We start from the raw sequence: 18,185 nt of genomic DNA, 5'->3' as shown, positions 1-18,185 counted from the left end.
GCATGAACCGCATCCTGCCCCTGCTCATGCTGCTGACCGCAGCGACCGATCCTGCCGCTCCGCTATTGTCGCCGGAGCGGATCAAGGCGGATGTCCGGACGCTCAGCGCCGACGACTTTCATGGACGGGGGCCGACGCAGATCGGCGAGCCGATCACGCTCGATTTCCTCGCGCGCCGGTTTGCGGATCTGAAGCTGCAACCGCTGGCCGACGGTGGGTATCGCCAGCGGGTACCGTTGCTGCGCTGGACCCGCGAAAAGGCGGCGTTTACGCTGCACCTCGGCAAGACGTCGGTGAAGCTGAACCCCGGTGTCGAGATCGCGGCGTCGTCGCGGATCGTCGGGACGACCGCGCTCGACGGCGTGCCGATCGTGTTCGTCGGCTACGGGGTGGTCGAGCCGTCGCTCGGCTATGATCCGTACCGCGGCGTCGACGTGCGGGGCAAGATCGTGATGGCGCTGGCGGGCGACCCCGACGTCGAGGCTGGGCGCGATCTCGGCTTTGGCGGTCGCGTGTCGAGTCCGGCGGCGCGGACCAAGCTGACCGAAGCGCAGAAGCGCGGCGCCGCGGCGTTCCTGACGATCCACGAGACGTTTCCTGCTAGCTATCCGTGGCTGCAGATCGCCAATGGCGACGCGGTGCCGGGCTATGCGCTCGATACCGGGACGATCCCGGCGGCGTTCGGCCTTCGCGGCAATTTGCGCAACGACATCGGCGTACGGCTGCTGCGGCAGGGCGGGATCGACTACAAGGCGGCCAAGATCGCTGCGCAGCGCGCCGACTTCCACGCTGTCGAACTGAAGGGCGCGACGCTCGATGCGCAGGTCGACACACGGCTGGATCGTGCCGAGAGCCACAATATCGTCGGCATCCTGCCGGGCACCGACCCGGCTGCGGGCAGCATCCTGTATGGCGCGCACTGGGATGCGTATGGCGAGAACGCGTTCGATCCGCCCGCCGACCGGATCCGCAACGGCGCGATCGACAACGGCACCGGCACCGCCACGCTGCTCGAGATCGCGCGTGCGTTCACGCAGGCCCCGCGGCCGCGACGCTCGGTCGTCTTCGCGCTGTGGACGGCAGAGGAGAAGGGTCTGCTCGGCGCAAGCTGGTATGCCGACCACCCGGTCCTGCCGCTTGCCACCACCGCGGCGCAGTTCAACCTAGATCCGCACGTCGTGCTCGGGCGAACACGCGATCTCGAGCTGATCGGCGTGGGGCGCACGCCGATGGAGGCCGATCTCGCGCGGGTCGCGGGCGCGCAAGGCCTGCGGATCGTGCCCGAGGAGAATACCGAGGCCGGGTGGTATTACCGCTCCGATCATTATGCGTTCGCGCAGAAGGGCGTTCCGGGCGTGTATTTCCGCGCAGGGCGGGATCTCGTCTCGGGCGGGGCCGCGGCGGGTGAGGCGAAGCGCGCTGCGTTCAACGCGCGCTGCTATCACCAGACCTGCGACGAATATGATGCGCGCTGGGACATGACCGGTGCGGCACAGGAGGGCAGCGTGGCCTATGCGCTCGGTCGCGAAGTGGCGCAGGGGACGAACTGGCCCGGCTGGAACGCCAGCGAGCCGTTTGCGGTCGAGCGGGCGAAGACGGCTGCGGAACGGCGCTAGGCGCGATCAGCGGCGGCGAAGCATCGCGGGTTAGGACCGGAGCGCCGCCATCGTTCGCAACGCATCGCTCGCGACGATCCGGAGCGGTGCGCCATCGCGGCGCAGTTCTTCCGCCTTCAGGAACGCGGCACTCGACCGGACCGCGCGCCCGAACGGTTCGCGGCCGGCGACGACCAGCAGCGTCGTCGAACTGCCGACCCCGGTCATCACGCGCGCGCCCAGCCCGGCGGCTAGGTGCGCCAGCTTGCCGTCGCGCGGCTCGCCGAGGATCGCGACGCGTTCGCCTTTGAGGGGGCCATCGTCCGCGGCCCGCGGGGCAGGGCCGGCGACGCGCGGCGGGGCGAGCCAGTCGGCGAGCGACAGGCCGGTATGCTCGCTCGCCTTGACGATCACCCAGCCGGCGGCGCGCGCGTCGCTGAGCGCGTCGTGATGCTTGTGGGTGATCCCGAGATAGCGGGCGAGGAGACCGAGGCGGTGGCTTTCGAGATCGGGCCAGGCGCGCTTGGCGACGCGGACGCTGTCGAGCCAGGTCGTCTCGATCATCGCGCGATCGTGGACGCGGCAGGCGGCGGCCAGTGCGCCCTTGTCGAAATAGGAATGCGCGACGGTGGTGCGGCCGGTCAGATGGCCGTGGACGATGGCGTGGACGTCGGCAAAGGTCGGCTGGCCGACGACGTGATGCTCGGCGATGCCGTGGATCCGTGTGTTGAAGACCTCGAATATGTCGCGCGGGTCGAGCAGCGTCTCGTATTCGAAGATCTCGCGGCCGTTCTTGAAGCCGACGATGCCGATCTGGCAGATGCTGCTGACGCGCGAGCAGGCGGTCTCGACGTCGATCACGACGAAATCGGGGGTGTCGTTTTGTGGGGCGGATGTGTGCGTCACGTCGCTCATGGGTCTGCCCTGACGATCAAGCTGGGCCAAGTAAAGTCACGACAAATCACGCGATCCTCCCCCGCCAGGGGGAGGTGGCTGGCGCTTGCCAGACGGAGGGGGAGGTAGGGGCAACTTCTGCTCCGTGTTCTCCCCCTCCGTCTCGCTGCGCGATCCACCTCCCCCTGGCGGGGGAGGATCGAAAGATATTGCTATCGCAGCTGGCTGTCTTTGCTGCCGCGGCGGTTGAAGAGGGCGGAGGCGGGGCGATCGCGACCGCTCTGGCAGGCGACGCAGGTGCGTACGCCAAGGATCGCCAGCCGACGTCCTTCGGGGATGTCGTCGCCGCACTGCGCGCAATACGGCTCGCTGTCGCCGGTCGGCATGCGTGCACGCGCGGCCAGCACGGCGTCCATCACCGTGTCGTCGATCTGATCCTGTACCGCGCCGTCGCGTGTCCAGCCGCCCGCCATTGCCTTGTCCTTTGCTCAACCTCTTAAAGAATATGGGTAATCCTGCTGTCCTTTTCCAGGCGCGGACGGGGCGGCGCTGTGGCTGTGGGCTTGTGGATCGGTCGCATTCGGGCCACGCTCGGGTCAGCTCATTCCGAAAGGTCGACGATGAACCGTTCTGTCCGTCTCATGCTTTGCGCCGCCCCAGCCTTGCTCGTCGCCAGCGAACCGACCGTGGCGAGTGCGCAACGCGTACCCGCGCCGCTCGCCGCCGCGGTCGCAGGGTCGACGCGGACGCCGGCTAATGTCGCGCGCGACCGGTATCGCCACCCTGCGCAGACGCTCGCGTTCTTCGGGGTTAAGCCGACCGACACGGTCGTCGAGATCTGGCCGTCGGGCGGTTGGTATACCGAGATCCTCGCGCCGCTGACCGCGCGCGGCGGTGCCTATTACGCGGCGGGCCCGTGGGAAAAGGGCCTCAACGGCGTGCGCGCGATGCAGGCCAAGAACGCCGCGGTATATGGCAAGGTTCGGCTCGCGGCGTTCCCGGCCGAGGCCGGCCAGCCGGGCGTGCCCGATGGCAGCGCCGATGTCGTGCTGACGTTCCGCAACGTCCATAACTGGCGCTTCGGTGGCGCGGATCGGGCGCGCGCGATGTTCGCGGCGATGTTCAAGATGCTCAAGCCGGGCGGCACGCTGGGGGTCGTCGAACACCGGCTGCCCGAGGCGCGCGACGTCGCCGCCGAAGAGAAGAGCGGCTATATGAAGCCGAGTTCGGTGATCGGGTTCGCGACCGCGGCCGGGTTCAAGCTGGCGGGCAAGTCCGAGGTCAACGCGAACCCGAAGGACAGCGCGGACTGGCCGAGTGGCGTGTGGACGCTGCCCCCGAGCTATGCGCTGAAGGACGTCGACCGCGCGAAATATGCGGCGATCGGCGAGAGCGACCGGATGACGCTGAAGTTCGTCAAACCGCGGTAAAGCGTTGCTTGCAGCGGTTGGACGCCCGGCCTAATCCTCCCCGATAGCCGCGTGTTTGCGGTGGGGGAATTTGCCGGTGTCGATCAAGCTGCTGCTCGCTGCGTTTCTTGCAACAACCGGCGCGAGCGCGGCGGTCGGGCAGGCGTTGCCGCCACCGACCGCGCAGGCCGGCGACAGCGCCGAGGATACGAAGCTCAAGGCGCTGTTCTACGCGAGCGACGAGGCGAGCCTGAAGCGCAACCCGGTGTCGGCTATCTTCCGCGGCGACCTGCGCTATGCCGATCATCTCGGCGACTATCTGACCGACGCGTATACTGCGGCCGAGCGGGCGGCGGCGGAGGCCGATCTCGCCGCGCTGGGGCGGATCGATCGCGCGAAATTGTCCGCGGTCGACCAGATCGCGTATGACGTGTTCGAGACGAACACGCGGATTACGCTGCGCGGCTATGCGCCCGACCTGCTGAAGATCCAGCGCGACCTGCCGATGGATCATTTCTCGGGGTTCCAGACCTTCTATCCCGATTTCGCCTCAGGCCAGGGCGCCGCGCCGTTCAAGACGCTGGTCGATTACGAGAACAACCTGAAGCGTAATGCCGAATATGCCGCGGTGCTCGATCGCGCGATCGGGCTGTTCCGCGAGGGAATGAAGGACGGCATCGTCCAGCCGCGGCTGGTGGTCGACAACATGATCGGCCAGTTCGACAATCTGATCAAGGAGGGCGTCGAGCGCTCGACCTTCGCGGGGCCGCTCAAGACGTTCCCGGCGAGCGTCGGCGCGGCGGACCAGGTGCGGTTGCGGACCGCCTATGCCACGCAGATCCGCGACGTGATCCTGCCCGCCGAACAGCGGATGCGCGATTTCCTCGCCAACGAATACCGCGCCAAGGCACGTGACAGCGTGGGCTTGTCGGCGATTCCGGGCGGGGCGAAGCTGTATGCGTATCTGATCGAGCAGAACACGACGCTGCCGTTGTCGGCGGACGCGGTCCACTCGCTGGGTCTGTCCGAGGTCGCGCGGCTGCTGAAGGACATGGAGACGCAGAAACGGGCGGTCGGCTTCAAGGGGACGTTGCCCGAGTTCTTCACCTATCTGCGGACCGATCCGAAGTTCGCGCCTGCGTCGGCCGAGAAGCTCCGCGAGGGCTATCAGGCGATCGAGACGAAGATCTATCAGCGGATCCCCGAGCAGTTCTCGCTGGTGCCCAAGACCAAGCTCGAGATCCGCGCAGTGCCGGCGTTCAAGGAGAAGACCGAGGCGGGTGGCTCGTACCAGGGCGGCACGCCCGACGGGACGCGGCCGGGCGTGTTCTATTACAACACCTATGACCTGCCCTCGCGCTACACCTGGGAGATGGAGACGCTATTCCTGCACGAGGGCGTGCCGGGGCATCATTTCCAGATCAGCCTCGCGCAGGAGAACACCGCGCTGCCGGCGTTCATGCGGTTCGGCGGGAATACCGCCTATGTCGAGGGCTGGGCGCTGTATTCGGAGAGCCTGTGGAAGGAACTCGGCGTCGAAACCGACTCGTATCAGCGGATGGGCGGGCTGAACGACGAGATGCTGCGCGCGATGCGGCTGGTCGTTGATAGCGGCATCCATGCCAAGGGTTGGACGCGCGACCAGGCGATCGCCTACATGCTCGCCAACTCGCCGATGGCGCGGACCGACGCGACCGCCGAGGTCGAGCGCTACATCGCGATTCCGGGGCAGGCGCTGGCGTACAAGATCGGCCAGCTGACGATCGCGCGGACCAAGGCGAAGGCGAAGGCGGCGCTGGGCGCGAAGTTCGATCCGCGCGGCTTCCATGCGCAGGTGCTCGATACCGGCGCGCTGCCGATGCCGGTGCTGGAGAAGAAGATCGATCGCTGGATCGAGACTAGCGGCAAAGCCGGCTAACGATGAAAGCCATCCGGTCAATGCCCGCCTAATGCTGTGAAGGGCTTGGCCGGCGGGAATTTTCTTGATTGATGTCGCCATCGATGTTGACTTGCCGGCGCGGGTCCGAGACCTTCGATAATACCAAACTATAATGTTTGGTGGTCGGCGTCGGGAGGGGAGAATGATTCATATTCCGGGGATTTCAAATGGCGAATGACCGTCGACAGCATATGCCGATTCACGCGCTCGCCCGAACTGGTAGTGGCATAGGTTATACTTGCCTCCATAACTCGGACCGCGTCTTGGATCGGATACCAGGTTGAACTTTTCGGACTTCGAGCCGTCGATCCAGGGCGGGGTAACCGCGGACGAGCGTGCGGTGCGCCTGGGACCGAGCTTGTCCGGGACGAACCTCGAACGTGCCGGCGACTATAACCAGCGCGTCGTGCTGCAGGTGATACGCCGCAATCCGGACATCACGCGCAGCGAAATCGCGACGATGACGAATCTGACGTCGCCGACCATCGCGAATATTACCGGACGATTGTTCGATTCCGAGCTGATCGTCGACGCAGGTCGCCGGACGGGCGCACGGGGGCAACCCGCGGTGCGGCTACGGATCAACCCGGATGGGTGTTTCGCGATCGGTCTGAACATCGACCGCGATCACGTGACCCTCGTATCGCTCGATCTCGCTGGTACCGTCCGATCGCGGTTTACGCGTCAGATCGCGTTCGCAATGCCGGAAGATGTCGTCGAGATCGTCCGGGCGGGCATTGCCGAGATCTACCAGACCGACGTGATCCGCACCGACCGCGTGCTGGGAGTGGGGGTGGCATTGCCCGACGATCTCGGGCGGGTCGTGCTGCCACATCGGCCCGAGGGATATGAACGGTGGGGCGACGTCGACCTGCAGGCGCTGCTGGCCGACGTGGTGCCATGGTCGATCCATATCGACAATGATGCGGCCGCCGCCGCAATCGGGGAAGCAGAGTTCGGCAGCGGCCTCGACCATGCCAGTTTCTTCTATATCCTGGTCAGCGCAGGGCTCGGTGGCGGTATCGTGACCGATGGTACCTATTACCGCGGTGCCACCGCGCGCAGTGGCGAGATCGGGTTCCTGCCGCTGACCGGTGATCCCAAGCGGGTGCTGCAGGACGTCGTCTCGCTGTCCGCGCTGACCGAGCGGCTCGACGCAGCGGGCATGCCGATGGCCGACTGGGACCCGACCCAGTCGCTGCCGGCGGCCTATGCCGCGCATCTCGCGGCCTGGCTCGACGACGCCTCGACCGCATTGGTGCCGGCACTGACCGCGATCAACTGCCTGCTGAACCCGGCAGCGATCCTGCTCGGCGGACGCCTTCCCGACGAACTTCTCGACCGGCTGGCGGGCGAGGCGCATCGCAAGCTGAGCGAGGCCGCACCGAACATCCCCGCGTCCGCACCGATCCGCCGTGCCACGCTGTCGCGCGACGCACCGGCGGTGGGTGCAGCGATCCTGCCGTTCCTCGATCGAATGCTGCCGTCCGATGCGATCCTGATCAAGTCCTGATCAGGGCGCGTCGCGCAACGCACAGATCGGGCCGCGAAGGTCCTTGCGGGCAACCGGGCCCGCTTGGTCGAACGCCAGATACCCGCGGGCACTATGCGAATAGAGCGGCCAGTGCGGCAGGCCGGCGCCGTTGGGATTGCCGGTCTTCACGAAGTTCGTCCAATAGGCCTGAAGCGGCGGCTCGCCGGGTTTGGCGGCATTGAAGACATAGCCGAGTTCGCTTGCGTGGCTGACGGTGCCGCCCGGTCGCGCATAATCGAACTGATACTGCCAGACCGGGACGCCGACCCGCGTCAACGCCTTCGAAAGCGCGACGGTGGGGCAGCGGAAGGTGAGGTCGTTGGCAAGCTGCACCGTGACGTCGCTGAGCCTCGGGTCGGTGACCGGGGTGCCGCCCGACTGGAGCCCGTAGAGCGCCGCTGCACGATCGGCATTCGGTCCGAATTCACGGCGGATCGTCGCGGCCGCCGCAGGCAGGCCGCCATGCAGTGTCAGTTCGCGTGCGTTGACGCCGGCGATCAGCGGCGCGCGCGAGACCTTTCCGGTAGCGAGCAGATGCGCGGGTGTGTCGGTCAGGACGCGACCATCGACCACCGCCTGCAACCAGATGAAGCTGTCGTCGTCGAGATCGGGGACGTCCACCGCGTCCTGCGCGGCGAGGATAGAGTCCACGGGTAGCGTGCGGAGCTGGGCCGCGGTCGCCGCCGCGGGCAGCCCGGCGGTCGTGGCGATCAGCGCGCCGAGACGCTCGTTTTGTGCAAGGCTCCGCGGCGCGACACCGAAGCCGGCGGTACCGCTTTCCTGGATCGCCTGCGCGAACAGCGTGCGCGAGGCTGGGGCGAGGCGGTGCAGCGCGACGTCCTGCGCGCCGGCGGATTCACCGGCGATCGTGACGCGACGGGGGTCGCCGCCGAACCGCGCGATGTTGCGCTGGACCCAGCCGAGTGCGGCCTGCTGGTCCATCAGGGCGTAGTTGCCCGAATGGCCGCCTTGTTCGCGGCTGAGCGCAGGGTGCGACAGGAAGCCGAGCGCGCCGAGCCGGTACTGGACGCTGACCAGGACGATGCCGGAATCGGTAATCTTCGACTCCACCGTGCCGCCGCCAGCGCCTGCCCGGTTCGCTCCGCCGTGGATCCAGACGAGGACGGGGAGGGGCTTGGCCGCTGTATCCGCATCGGCCAGCGTCGGCGTGCGGACGTCGAGGAATAGGCAGTCTTCGGAACTGGTCTGGGCGGCAGCGCGATTCCAGTCGCCATAGACCAGCTGCGCGCAGGCGGGGTGCTCGGCGATCGTGTCGACGGGCTTGGTCCAGGGTGCGGGGCGCTCGGGCGCCCGCCAGCGCAGCGGGCCGACCGGCGGTTTGGCGAACCGGATGCCACGAAACACTGCGCCGCCACCGGTGAGCGCGGCACCGTGGACCGGTCCGTCGTCGGTACGGACCACCGGGCCAGAAGCAGCCGGAGCAGCAGCGGCGGCGAGCGCGAGCGCGAGGATCACCGGGCGATCGCCTTAGGCGCAGGCTTGGCCAGTGCCGAGCGGATCGCGGCTTCGGCGACCGGGCCCATCACCGCATAGCCATCCTTGTTCGGATGGACGCCGTCATAGGTCAGGCTCGCGCGCAACGCCTTGCCATCATGCAGCGCGGTCCAGTAATCGGCATAGGTCGAGTTGGTCTGCGCGGCGTAGGTCTTCAGCCACGCATTCATCGCCGCGATCTTGTCGGCGGTTTCGAGACCCGGACGCCAAGGGAAGTTCGCGGCCGGCGGGATCGAGGCTACGATGACGCGGATGCCGTGCGCGCGCGCGAGTTCGGCCATCGTCATGATGTTCGCCTTCGACTGATCGGGCGTCATCGGTCCAGTGTTGCCGGCGATGTCGTTCGTGCCCGCCATGATCTGCACCACCGCCGGCTTCAGGTCGATCACGTCCTGGCGAAAGCGCAGCACCATCTGCGGCGTGGTCTGCCCACCGATGCCGCGACCGAAGCGGTTGTTGTCGGCAAAGAACGCCGGGACCATGTCGAACCAGCCTTGCGTGATCGAGTCGCCGATGAACACCACGCGGGGCTGTGCGCCCTTGGCAGGGACCGCCGCATTGGCCTGTTGATAGCGGCCGAGCCAGGCCCAGTCGGTGTGCAGGCGCTCTTCGGCTTCGCGCGCCGCCTTGGCCTTGGCGTCTTCGGTCTGGGCGACGGTGGGCGTGGCCATGGCAACCAGCGAGAGGGCAACGAGCAGGGACTTCATCGTTCGGTCTCCAGGATAACCGCGGCGCCACCCGACGCGGCCAGTTCGAGGGTCAGGCTGTCTGCTTTGGTCACGGTCGTTCGCCCGGTCACCAGGTCGGTCGGCGCGGTGCCATCGGTCCAGCGACGCGCAACATATCTGCCGGTGCCGAGGAAGCCGAGCGGGAGCGTCACGGTGCGCGCGGCATCGGTCATGGCGCCGATATACCAGCGCTTTCCCTTGCGGCGCGCGATCGCGACATAGTCGCCGATGTCGCCCGCCAGGAAGCGCGTCTCGTCCCAGGTCGCCGGCACGTCGCGGAGGAAATCGAGCCCGGGCTGGCCGCGATACGCGTCGGGCGAGTCCGCGACGCTGCCGAGTGGGCTCTCATACACCACGTACATGGCGAGGCCGGCGGCACGCGTCGTCTGGACCTCGGGCGCGGTCGCGGTGATGCGGAACGTCGCGGGTGTGCGGTTGCGATACCCGCCCGGCGTATAGTCCATCGGCCCGGCGAGCATCCGCGTATAGGCGAGCGTGATGTTGTGCCGCGCGGTGATCCGCCGCGTCCATTTATTGTATTCCGCGCCGAGCACGCCCTCCTGCGTGATGAAGTTCGGCCAGGTCCGCGTCATGCCCCATGGATGCGTCGCGCCGTGCAGGTCGAGCAGCAGGTGACGCCTGGCGGTCGCCGCGGCGAGACGGTGGTAGAAGCCGATCATGACCTGGTCGTCGCGGTTCATGAAGTCGACCTTGATCCCCTTGGCGCCCCATGCCGCAACCTGGTCGAGGATACGGTCCATATCCTGGTCGAGCAGCTTCCAGTGGATCCACACGATCAGGCCGACGCCGCGCTGGCGTCCGTACGTAACGAGTCCGGGCAGGTCGATCGCGGCGATCGGCTTGGTCGGATCGGCACCGGGACGGAGCGTCGCGCCGTCGCCGCTGTTCGCGTACCAGCCATCGTCGATCATCATGTACGGCAGTGCGGTCTGCGCGGCGAAATCGATGAAGCGCTTGATCGTGGCGTCGTTGGTGCCGGCGTTGGGCACGCCCGCGAGGATCGGGCCGGACCACCAGTCCCAAGCGGTCTTGCCGGGCTTTACCCACGAGAAGTCGCCGACCGGCGCGGGGTTGAGGCTGGTGAGCAATGTGTTCTCGATCAGCGCACCGGGGTTTGCGCCGACCATGACGACCCGCCACGGCGAGCGCAGACCGGCGCCGACCTCGGCTTTCACCGCGATATCGGGATCGTCGGGGCGGCGGGCGAGCTTGGCGGCGACGCCGAGTGCGCCGGTCTCGGTGCCGGTCAGGTACATTGCGGGCCAGTCGGTGACGTCCGCCTCGGCGAAGGCGAGCGCTGGGCCGCCAGTCCCGGTCGCGCAGACCAGCGGCAGTTCGTAGAGGTTATGCGGGCGGATCGCCGAAGCACGCACCGGATCATATTCCCCCTCGTGGCTCGTGCCGAAGCTGCCGAGATTGAGACCGTGACAGGCATAATCGGCGGGGAAGGCGAACTGGCTCAGTTCGTTGGCGATCCGCACCGAGGTGAGGGTCGGCTGGCGCGGGATAGCGTAGCGGAATGCGATCCCGCTGTCGTAGGCGCGCAGGACGATATCGAGTTTGCGCCCGGTTGCGGCGGCCTCGGCATAATGCACGACGATCTCGTTATAGCGTTCGTCGACGCGCGACACTTTCCCTGCGGGCAGTGTGTAGCGATCCGCGCCCGAACGACGATCGATGGTCGCGACCTTCAGTCCGTTCGCGAGCTTGGCATAATGTTCGAACTCCAGTCCGAGCGTCGATGGGGACAGGAGCGTCTGCCCCGCGACATCGAGCCGGTAGGTCGGCTGGTCCTGGTCGTTGGTACCCAGCGTCACGGTGATGCGGCCGTCCGGCGAGGCAAGCGACTGTGCTGAAGCCGTGGCCGAGACAGTCGACAGTAACGCTGCGGCGAGGATCAGGCCCCTCATCGTGCCACCACGCGCGATGCGGCGACGTTCCAGCCGCGTAGCGTGACGCTGGGCGACGATGCCTTCGCGGTCGGATAGCGGATCTCGATATCACGGGTCTCGCCGGGGAGCAGCGAGACGTAATTGTCGCTGAAATACGCCGGCAGGACCTGCGTGCCGTCGGCGTTCATCACCGTCAGCTTGGTTTCGATCGCCGGCGTCGCGCTGGCGTTGGTCAGCGTCACCGTAGCGACGGTCTCCGCGCCGTCGATCCGGCTGGTCGCGGTGCTGCCGAGCGTCACCGCGGCCAGCGTGTTGAGCGCCTGGAACGCGGCATCGTCCTTCGCCTGCCAGTAGAAGTTGGTCGACAGCCGCTTGCCCGCAGCATCGGTGGCTTCGAGCCGGACCAGCGCGACGCCCTGTTGCAGCAACGGCGCGAAATCGAGCGTGAAGGCATCGGTGGTCGCCTCGCGCGGGGCGGCGATCGTCACGGTGCGATCGGCGAGCGTGCGGTTGTCGAGGCTGACGACCTTGGCGGTAACCTTGACGCCGCGCAGGTCGGCGAGCCGGTTGTTGACCAGCACGACCTTCCAGTCGGGCAGGTTCATCTGGACATGGACCGGCTCAGACGCCTTCTTCACCCCGTAGAACGATGCCTGCGTGTCATAGTCCGACGAGAAGATCTGCCACGCCGAGGACGGCCAGGCGGGTTGCGTCATCCACAGCATGCGGCCGCTATGCTCGGTCCAGAGCCGCGCGTTCATCCCCTCGAAGATCGCGCGGTACGATTCATACTGCATCATCTGCGCCTTGCGCTCGAAATCGGCGAGGCTGGTGCCCGCGCCGAACCGCGTGCCGAGCACGTCCATGTACGTCTTCACCGCGCCGTTCCCGGTTTGGTGCCAGTCGTGATACGCCCAGCTGTCGCTGATCGGCCACTGGTCCGCCGCGGGGATCGCGCGCTGCCACGCCTCCAGCGTCGGCAGCGACGGCGTGCCGCTCTCGACCGAGAAGCCCTTGGCATGCTCGGTGAAATATTCGACCGGCGGGCGCCAGTTATACGGCCCGGAGTTCTGCAGGTTCACGCGGTTGGACGAGCCCATATAGAGCCGCGTGCCGTCCTCCTTGTCGATCAGAGTCTCCAGCGCCTCGTTGAGGATCGGCTGCGGTACGCCCTCGTTGCGGCCGAACCAGGCGACGATCGACGGGTGGTTGCGATAGCGCTTCACGACGTCGGTCGCGTTGGTCATGAACAGCGCCGGATCCTGCGCCTCGAGATTGTAATCCTGCGTCGATTCCCAGAAATCGTTGAGGATCATTAGGCCGTATTCGTCGGCGAGGTCGTAGAAAGTGTCTTCGGTATTCTGGCCGACCCAGTTGCGGATGATGTTGAGATGCGCGTCCTTGTGAAGGCGGAAGAACGGCTCGAGGCGCGCGCGGTCGACGCGCTTCATGAAGTCGTCCATGCCGATATTGCCGCCGCGCGCGGCGATCTTCACGCCGTTGACGCGGATCACGAGATAGGGGGACAGGCCGTCCTGGCCCTTGATCGGGGTCACCGCGGGCGATTTTTCCGCACCGGGGACGAGGCTCGCGGCCCAGCCGTTCGACACCTTGCGAATGCCGGTGTGCGTGCCGTCGACGATCCGCTCGCCACGCTGCCGCGCCTTCGACAGGTCGATGCCGACGCGGTCGAGATCGCCGTCCTGGTCCATCAGCGAGATGTCGTAGGTGACCTGGCGGATGCCGAAGCGGACATGCCTGGTGTCGCTGGTCGCGCCATCGACGGTCGCGGTCAAAGTCAGGTCGTGCAGCGCCGGGTCGCCATACCCGTTTGGCCACCAGAGCTTTGGATTGCGCACCGTCAGCTGCGGGAAGTCGGCGGGCTTCATTACCACGGTCGTCGTCTGACCGGGGGCGAGCGTCACCGGCTTCTCGACCGAGACGCCGTCGAACGCCGCGCGGACGATCGCGGTGACGGCGCGGTCGGTGGGATTGGCGACCGGCACGCCGATCTCGATCTCCGCGACGCTATTGTCCGCCTTGGGCAAGGTCGTGACGACCTGCGCGTCGCCGAGTGTCGCCGCGCCGCTCGTGGTCAGCGTCACGCCGCGCCACATGCCGGTGTTGCGGTCGCGGATGCTGGGGATCCAGTCCCAGCCTTCGGTCGCGACGAAGGTCGGGCCGTCGAGCATCATCATGCCGCCATTCTCGCCGACGCCCGCGGTCAGCGATTCCTCGTGTGCGATGCCGGGATGCGGGGGCGGCGAGACCTTGACCGCGATCGCGTTGCGGCCGGGGCGCAGCTTGCCGGTGACGTCGAACCGCCCGCGGACGAACGCGCCCTTCATCGTGCCGATCGGCGCGCCGTTCAGCCAGACTTCGGCGCTGTAGTTGACGCCGTCGAAGGTGATCACCTGACGCTTGCCCGTGGTTTCGGTCGGCGCGTCGAACTCGGTACGGTACCAGTAATCCTGCCGCGCGAGGCCTTCTGGGATCGTCATGTTGTTGAGACCATAGGCGGGGTCGGCATAGACGCCGCGGTCGACCAGGGTCGTCAGCACCGTGCCCGGCACCGTCGCGACATACCAGCGCGAGGCATCGAACCCGGCACGGCTGAGCGTCGTGCCCGGCGCGGTCACCTTGGGCCCCTCGGCCAGTTTCCAGCCAACGATGGTCCACTCGCCGGGACGGACCGCGACGATCGCGGGCCCGGTCGGCAGCGGCTTGGCGATCGGCGCGGGGAAGGGGGCCTTCGAGACGGGGCGCGTCCACGCATCCTGCTGGACGGTCTGGCCGAGCGACTGGCGGACCTGCACCGGCCAGTCGGGGCTGCCGTTCTGATACAGCGTCAGCGCGGGATCGGGCGTCGTGCCCGCCTGCGTACGGACCGCCGCTGTATCGAGCGCGCCGACCTGCAACGCGAACCCGGCGACGCGGCCTGCGAAGACCGGACCGGCCCCCCGCGGGGCGATCGTCGCGACCGGGGCGACCGGTGCAACCGTCAGGCGACGCTGCGCCACCTGCCGCCCGTCGACGAACAGCCGCGCCTGCGTACCGTCGAAGGTCGCGGCGACATGATGCCATGTGCCCGCCGTGATGTGGCTCTTGGCGGTCAGTATGCCAGCTTCGGTGACGAGGCTCGGGCGACCCTGATCGAGCGCCAGATAGCGGCGCGCGCCGGTCGTGGCGTCGCCAAATCCTGCAACCAGAGCGGTACCGTTCGGGATCGCTTTCGGTTCGAGCCAGGTCGACATCGTCCAACTATGCGCATCGATCGCGACGGCACGATCGCCGCCGATCGCGGTCCTGACGCTGTCCCCGCCCGCGGGTGCGACGACGTTGAAAGGGCCATAGGTCTGCGACGTCGCAGCCGTGGCGCCGCACAAGGCCAGCATCGAAATCGTGCTTGCGAACAGACGGTTGCGCATTCCTATCCTCCCAGAAGCGGGATCTTGGTCGCCCCGCCGAACTGCGTCGTATCAAGCACAGGCTTCGGAAAAAGCCAAATTGAATTGCAGATTGTTCGCGGGCGGCATCATGTTGTGTCCCTGACAGCAAATTCATTTGCACCGCGCCGCGGTTAAGCGCTTGCGACGGGCTGAGAAAATAGACGTCAGGAATAGCCATGTTCGAGCAACGGGTCGCGATCGTCACGGGTGGGGAATCGGGGATCGGCGCGGCCTGCGCCAAGGCGTTGGGCGATGCCGGTGCGCCCGTCGTGATCACCTATTTCAAGGATGTCGCGGCGGCGAACGCGGTCTGCGCGTCGATCGGTGAGGGTCGCGCGATGGCAGTGCAGACCAATGTCGGCGACGAGGCGGCGGTCGAAGCGCTGTTCGCAGCAGCCGAAAAGGCGTTCGGCACGGTCGACCTGCTGGTGAATTCGGCGGGGCTCAACATGACCGGGGTCAATTTGGTCGACATGGAGTTGGCGCAGTTCGACCGCGTGATCCGCTCGGATCTGTACGGGCCGTTCCTCACCTGCCGGCGGATGGTGCGCGCGCTGGAGGCGAAGGCGGCGAAGGGGCGGATCGTCAACATCTCGTCGATCCACGAACGCGCGCCGCGGCCCGGCGGGGTCGATTATGATTCGGCCAAGGGTGGACTGTCGCAGCTGACCGCGACGCTCGCGCTCGAACTCGCGCCGAAGGGGATCGCGGTCAACGGCGTCGCGCCGGGGATGATCCTGACGCCAATGAACCAGTCCGCGCTCGATCATCCGGAGGAATTGGCGGCGAAGGAAGCGGCGATCCCGTGGAAGCGTGCGGGGCGGCCCGACGAGGTCGCTGCGCTGGTCGTGTTCCTGCTGTCGCCGGCGGCGGACTATATCACCGGTACGACGGTGACGATCGACGGTGCGCTGTCGCTGACCGTCGCACAGGGGGCCTGATCCGATGCTGAGTTATGTCGTCGAGCAGCTCGACACCGTGACGATCTCGGCGGCGTCGCCGATCGACGGGATGGACCTGATGAGTCCGTTCGTGTGGAAGGAAGGCGAGCTGTACCGCGTGATGATCCGCGGGGTGCCGCATCCGCTTGGGGCGCATGATCCGACCGGGATCATCGCTGGTGGGGCGAGCAGGGACGGGCTGCATTTCCAGATGGATCCGGGGCTGGCGATCGTGCCGGGACCGGGGCCGGCCGATCTCGGCGGGTGCGAGGATCCGACCGTGCTCGTCACCGACCGCGAATATCTGGTCTATTATACCGGCGTCGATGCGGCGCGTGCGCAGGGCTCGATGATCCTCGCGGCGGGGCGCGAGCTCACCGCGCTGGCGAAGGAGGATCTGGTGCTCAAGGCGCCACCGGGCGAGGGCAACATCAAGGAGGCGACGCTGGCGCAGACCTCGGTGGGCGACTGGCGGCTGTTCTACGAATATGCCGCGAACGAGGCGTCGCGGATCGGCATGGCCAGCGCACCGACCGCAAAGGGCCCGTGGACCGTGCTGCCCGATCCGTTCGGGATCCGCGAGGACAGCTGGGACAATTGGCACCTGTCGACCGGGCCTATCATCCAGGTCGGCGACCGGGACCCGGTGATGTTCTATAACGGCGCGACGCATGACGCGCGTTGGCGGATCGGCTGGATCAGCTTCGATCCGGCGTTCACGCGCGTGACCGGGCGCGGGATCGAGCCGATGCTGGTGCCGCCGCCCGCGCTCAGCCGCGAGGCGACCGATATCGCCTTTGCCGCGTCGACGGTGATCGAGGGCGACCGGATCGCGCTGTATTTCTCGCTGGAGGACCGGATGCTGCGGCGTGCGCTGATCGGGGTGTATTCGCGATAGTGTCTTGATCCTCCCCCGCCAGGGGGAGGTGGCGCCGTTTGGCGACGGAGGGGGCGGTAAGGGTTTGCCGCTGTTCCGTGTCCTCCCCCTCCGTCTCGCTGCGCGATCCACCTCCCCCTGGCGGGGGAGGATTGGTAAGCAGAAAATTGCAGCGAAGGCGGCGCTCCGGCGTTATCGAGGCGCGCTGTCCTCGGTCCACGGGGAGCGCCGCCAAAGGACCAATCCGATCTTCCAGCTGATCTTTTCGCTGCCGTGCCTGTACGTGATCGGCCGATGGCTCTGGCCGCTATCGCTGGCGATCCCGGTCAAGCTAGGCATTTCGGTGCTTTTGCTGCTCGCGTCGCAATATCATTCGTGGAGCCGGCTCTCGTCGGGATCGGTGTTCGCACCCGAGTTTCCGCGCGCGATCGTCATCGCGTTCAACTGGGCGTTCGGGGCGATCCTGTTGCTCGCGATCCTGCAGATCCTCGTCGATCTCGGTACGCTGGCGATGCTGATCGTGCAGCGCGGCACGGTCGTCCCGGACGGCGTGCGCTATGCGATCGCTGCACTCGCCGCGTTGCTCGCCGCGATCGGCGTGGCCAATGCGATCCGCGTACCGCCGGTGGTGGATGTCGAGGTCGCGATCCGCGACCTGCCGCCGCAGTTCGACGGCTATCGGCTGTTGCAGCTTACCGATTTGCATATCAGCCGGCTGTTTCCGGCGGCGTGGGCACGGAAAGTCGTCGATCGCGCGAATGCGTCGGGGGTCGATCTGATCGTGGTGACGGGCGACTTCATCGACGGATCGGTGGCGATGCGGCGGGAGGACGTCGCGCCGCTCGCCGATCTGCGCGCGCCCGACGGCGTCTACGCGATCCCCGGCAATCACGAATATTTCTTCGATTATGCGGCGTGGATGCGGCATCTGACGGGGATGGGCATCCGCATGCTGCCCAACGCGCATGTGCTGCTCGCGCGCGGCGATGCGCGGCTGGTGCTCGCCGGCGTGACCGATCTGTCCGCGCCCGCGGTCGGGCAGGCGGGACCCGACCTCGGCGCCGCATTGGCTGGCGCTCCCAAGTCCGCCCCGGTCGTGCTGCTAGACCACCAGCCCAAGATGGCGCGGCAGGCGGCGGCCCGCGGCGTCGCGCTGCAATTGTCGGGGCACACGCATGGCGGGATGATCCGCGGCTTCGATCGGATCTTCGCGCTCGCCAATGGGGGCTTCGTCTCGGGCCGCTACGATGTCGACGGCATGACGCTGTACGTCAGCAACGGCACCGGCTTGTGGCCGGGCTTCGCGCTGCGGCTCGGCCGCCCGCCCGAAATGACGCGGATCACGCTGCGTCGCGCGCTGCCGCACGATCAATAATGAGACATTGTAACGC

General features: G+C 67.2%; 13 protein-coding genes. 7 read left to right on the top strand and 6 right to left on the bottom strand.

The genetic code is table 11. The features are described 5' to 3' along the window. The first annotated feature begins 2 nt into the window (after positions 1-2). Positions 3-1,616 carry a M28 family peptidase gene (locus SPHN_RS01880; protein ID WP_248520777.1) on the top strand — a complete coding sequence of 538 codons (1,614 nt, stop codon included), beginning with the start codon at positions 3-5 and terminating at the stop codon, positions 1,614-1,616. Between the two features lie 30 nt (positions 1,617-1,646). On the opposite strand, the gene SPHN_RS01875 is transcribed toward SPHN_RS01880, so the two are convergent. Next, positions 1,647-2,510 (bottom strand): exonuclease domain-containing protein, encoded by an 864-nt coding sequence (locus SPHN_RS01875; RefSeq protein WP_248520776.1) that lies wholly within the window; start codon positions 2,508-2,510, stop codon positions 1,647-1,649. Positions 2,511-2,701: 191 nt separating this feature from the next. After that, positions 2,702-2,962 carry a DksA/TraR family C4-type zinc finger protein gene (locus tag SPHN_RS01870; protein WP_248520775.1) on the bottom strand — a complete coding sequence of 87 codons (261 nt, stop codon included), beginning with the start codon at positions 2,960-2,962 and terminating at the stop codon, positions 2,702-2,704. 147 nt (positions 2,963-3,109) lie between these two features. Here SPHN_RS01870 and SPHN_RS01865 point away from each other — a divergent pair, with 147 nt between their 5' ends. The 3 genes from SPHN_RS01865 to SPHN_RS01855 all read left to right on the top strand — a co-directional run bounded on the left by SPHN_RS01865 (position 3,110) and on the right by SPHN_RS01855 (position 7,350). Continuing rightward, positions 3,110-3,919, top strand: a complete 810-nt coding sequence (locus tag SPHN_RS01865) for a class I SAM-dependent methyltransferase (protein ID WP_248520774.1) — start codon at positions 3,110-3,112, stop codon at positions 3,917-3,919. Between the two features lie 82 nt (positions 3,920-4,001). Beyond that, the gene (locus SPHN_RS01860; RefSeq protein ID WP_432715046.1) at positions 4,002-5,816 is read left to right on the top strand and encodes a DUF885 domain-containing protein; all 1,815 of its coding nucleotides are present in this window, start codon (positions 4,002-4,004) and stop codon (positions 5,814-5,816) included. Between the two features lie 301 nt (positions 5,817-6,117). Then, positions 6,118-7,350, top strand: coding sequence for an ROK family transcriptional regulator (locus tag SPHN_RS01855; protein WP_248520772.1), 1,233 nt, complete (start codon positions 6,118-6,120; stop codon positions 7,348-7,350). Here SPHN_RS01855 and SPHN_RS18490 read toward each other — a convergent pair whose 3' ends face one another. Genes SPHN_RS18490 through SPHN_RS01835 form a run of 4 tightly spaced genes read right to left on the bottom strand, consistent with a single transcriptional unit; the run spans position 7,351 to position 14,955 of the window. After that, positions 7,351-8,847 carry a carboxylesterase/lipase family protein gene (locus SPHN_RS18490; RefSeq protein WP_248520771.1) on the bottom strand — a complete coding sequence of 499 codons (1,497 nt, stop codon included), beginning with the start codon at positions 8,845-8,847 and terminating at the stop codon, positions 7,351-7,353. It abuts the gene before it with no gap. Continuing rightward, a complete protein-coding gene (locus SPHN_RS01845; protein WP_248520770.1) occupies positions 8,844-9,593 on the bottom strand; it encodes an SGNH/GDSL hydrolase family protein in 750 nt (249 codons plus the stop codon). Before SPHN_RS01845 ends, SPHN_RS18490 begins: the two co-directional genes overlap by 4 nt. Beyond that, positions 9,590-11,545, bottom strand: a complete 1,956-nt coding sequence (locus SPHN_RS01840; RefSeq protein ID WP_248520769.1) for a glycoside hydrolase family 97 protein — start codon at positions 11,543-11,545, stop codon at positions 9,590-9,592. Before SPHN_RS01840 ends, SPHN_RS01845 begins: the two co-directional genes overlap by 4 nt. After that, positions 11,542-14,955, bottom strand: a complete 3,414-nt coding sequence (locus tag SPHN_RS01835) for a glycosyl hydrolase 2 galactose-binding domain-containing protein (RefSeq protein WP_248520768.1) — start codon at positions 14,953-14,955, stop codon at positions 11,542-11,544. The genes SPHN_RS01840 and SPHN_RS01835 overlap by 4 nt, the downstream gene beginning before the upstream one ends. 197 nt (positions 14,956-15,152) lie before the next feature. Here SPHN_RS01835 and SPHN_RS01830 point away from each other — a divergent pair, with 197 nt between their 5' ends. The 3 genes from SPHN_RS01830 to SPHN_RS01820 all read left to right on the top strand — a co-directional run bounded on the left by SPHN_RS01830 (position 15,153) and on the right by SPHN_RS01820 (position 18,169). Further along, on the top strand, positions 15,153-15,917 hold the full coding sequence (locus tag SPHN_RS01830; RefSeq protein WP_248520767.1) for an SDR family NAD(P)-dependent oxidoreductase: 765 nt from the start codon (positions 15,153-15,155) through the stop codon (positions 15,915-15,917). Positions 15,918-15,921: 4 nt separating this feature from the next. After that, positions 15,922-16,815: a glycosidase gene (locus tag SPHN_RS01825; RefSeq protein WP_248520766.1), complete on the top strand. Its 894-nt coding sequence runs from the start codon at positions 15,922-15,924 to the stop codon at positions 16,813-16,815. Positions 16,816-17,077: 262 nt separating this feature from the next. Then, positions 17,078-18,169: a metallophosphoesterase gene (locus tag SPHN_RS01820; protein WP_248520765.1), complete on the top strand. Its 1,092-nt coding sequence runs from the start codon at positions 17,078-17,080 to the stop codon at positions 18,167-18,169. Positions 18,170-18,185 lie beyond the last annotated feature (16 nt).

Origin of the sequence: Sphingomonas faeni, assembly GCF_023195535.1 — a bacterium.
GTDB lineage: Bacteria > Pseudomonadota > Alphaproteobacteria > Sphingomonadales > Sphingomonadaceae > Sphingomonas > Sphingomonas faeni_B.
The sequence above is the reverse complement of the archived record's forward strand: the minus strand, read 5'-3'. Positions and strand labels throughout refer to the sequence as shown.

Coding starts and splice junctions, on each gene's coding strand:
- SPHN_RS01880 (WP_248520777.1), top strand. CDS start 3: ATGAACCGCATCCTGCCCCTGCTCATGCTGCTGACCGCAGCGACCGAT.
- SPHN_RS01875 (WP_248520776.1), bottom strand. CDS start 2,510: ATGAGCGACGTGACGCACACATCCGCCCCACAAAACGACACCCCCGAT.
- SPHN_RS01870 (WP_248520775.1), bottom strand. CDS start 2,962: ATGGCGGGCGGCTGGACACGCGACGGCGCGGTACAGGATCAGATCGAC.
- SPHN_RS01865 (WP_248520774.1), top strand. CDS start 3,110: ATGAACCGTTCTGTCCGTCTCATGCTTTGCGCCGCCCCAGCCTTGCTC.
- SPHN_RS01845 (WP_248520770.1), bottom strand. CDS start 9,593: ATGAAGTCCCTGCTCGTTGCCCTCTCGCTGGTTGCCATGGCCACGCCC.
- SPHN_RS01840 (WP_248520769.1), bottom strand. CDS start 11,545: ATGAGGGGCCTGATCCTCGCCGCAGCGTTACTGTCGACTGTCTCGGCC.
- SPHN_RS01835 (WP_248520768.1), bottom strand. CDS start 14,955: ATGCGCAACCGTCTGTTCGCAAGCACGATTTCGATGCTGGCCTTGTGC.
- SPHN_RS01830 (WP_248520767.1), top strand. CDS start 15,153: ATGTTCGAGCAACGGGTCGCGATCGTCACGGGTGGGGAATCGGGGATC.
- SPHN_RS01825 (WP_248520766.1), top strand. CDS start 15,922: ATGCTGAGTTATGTCGTCGAGCAGCTCGACACCGTGACGATCTCGGCG.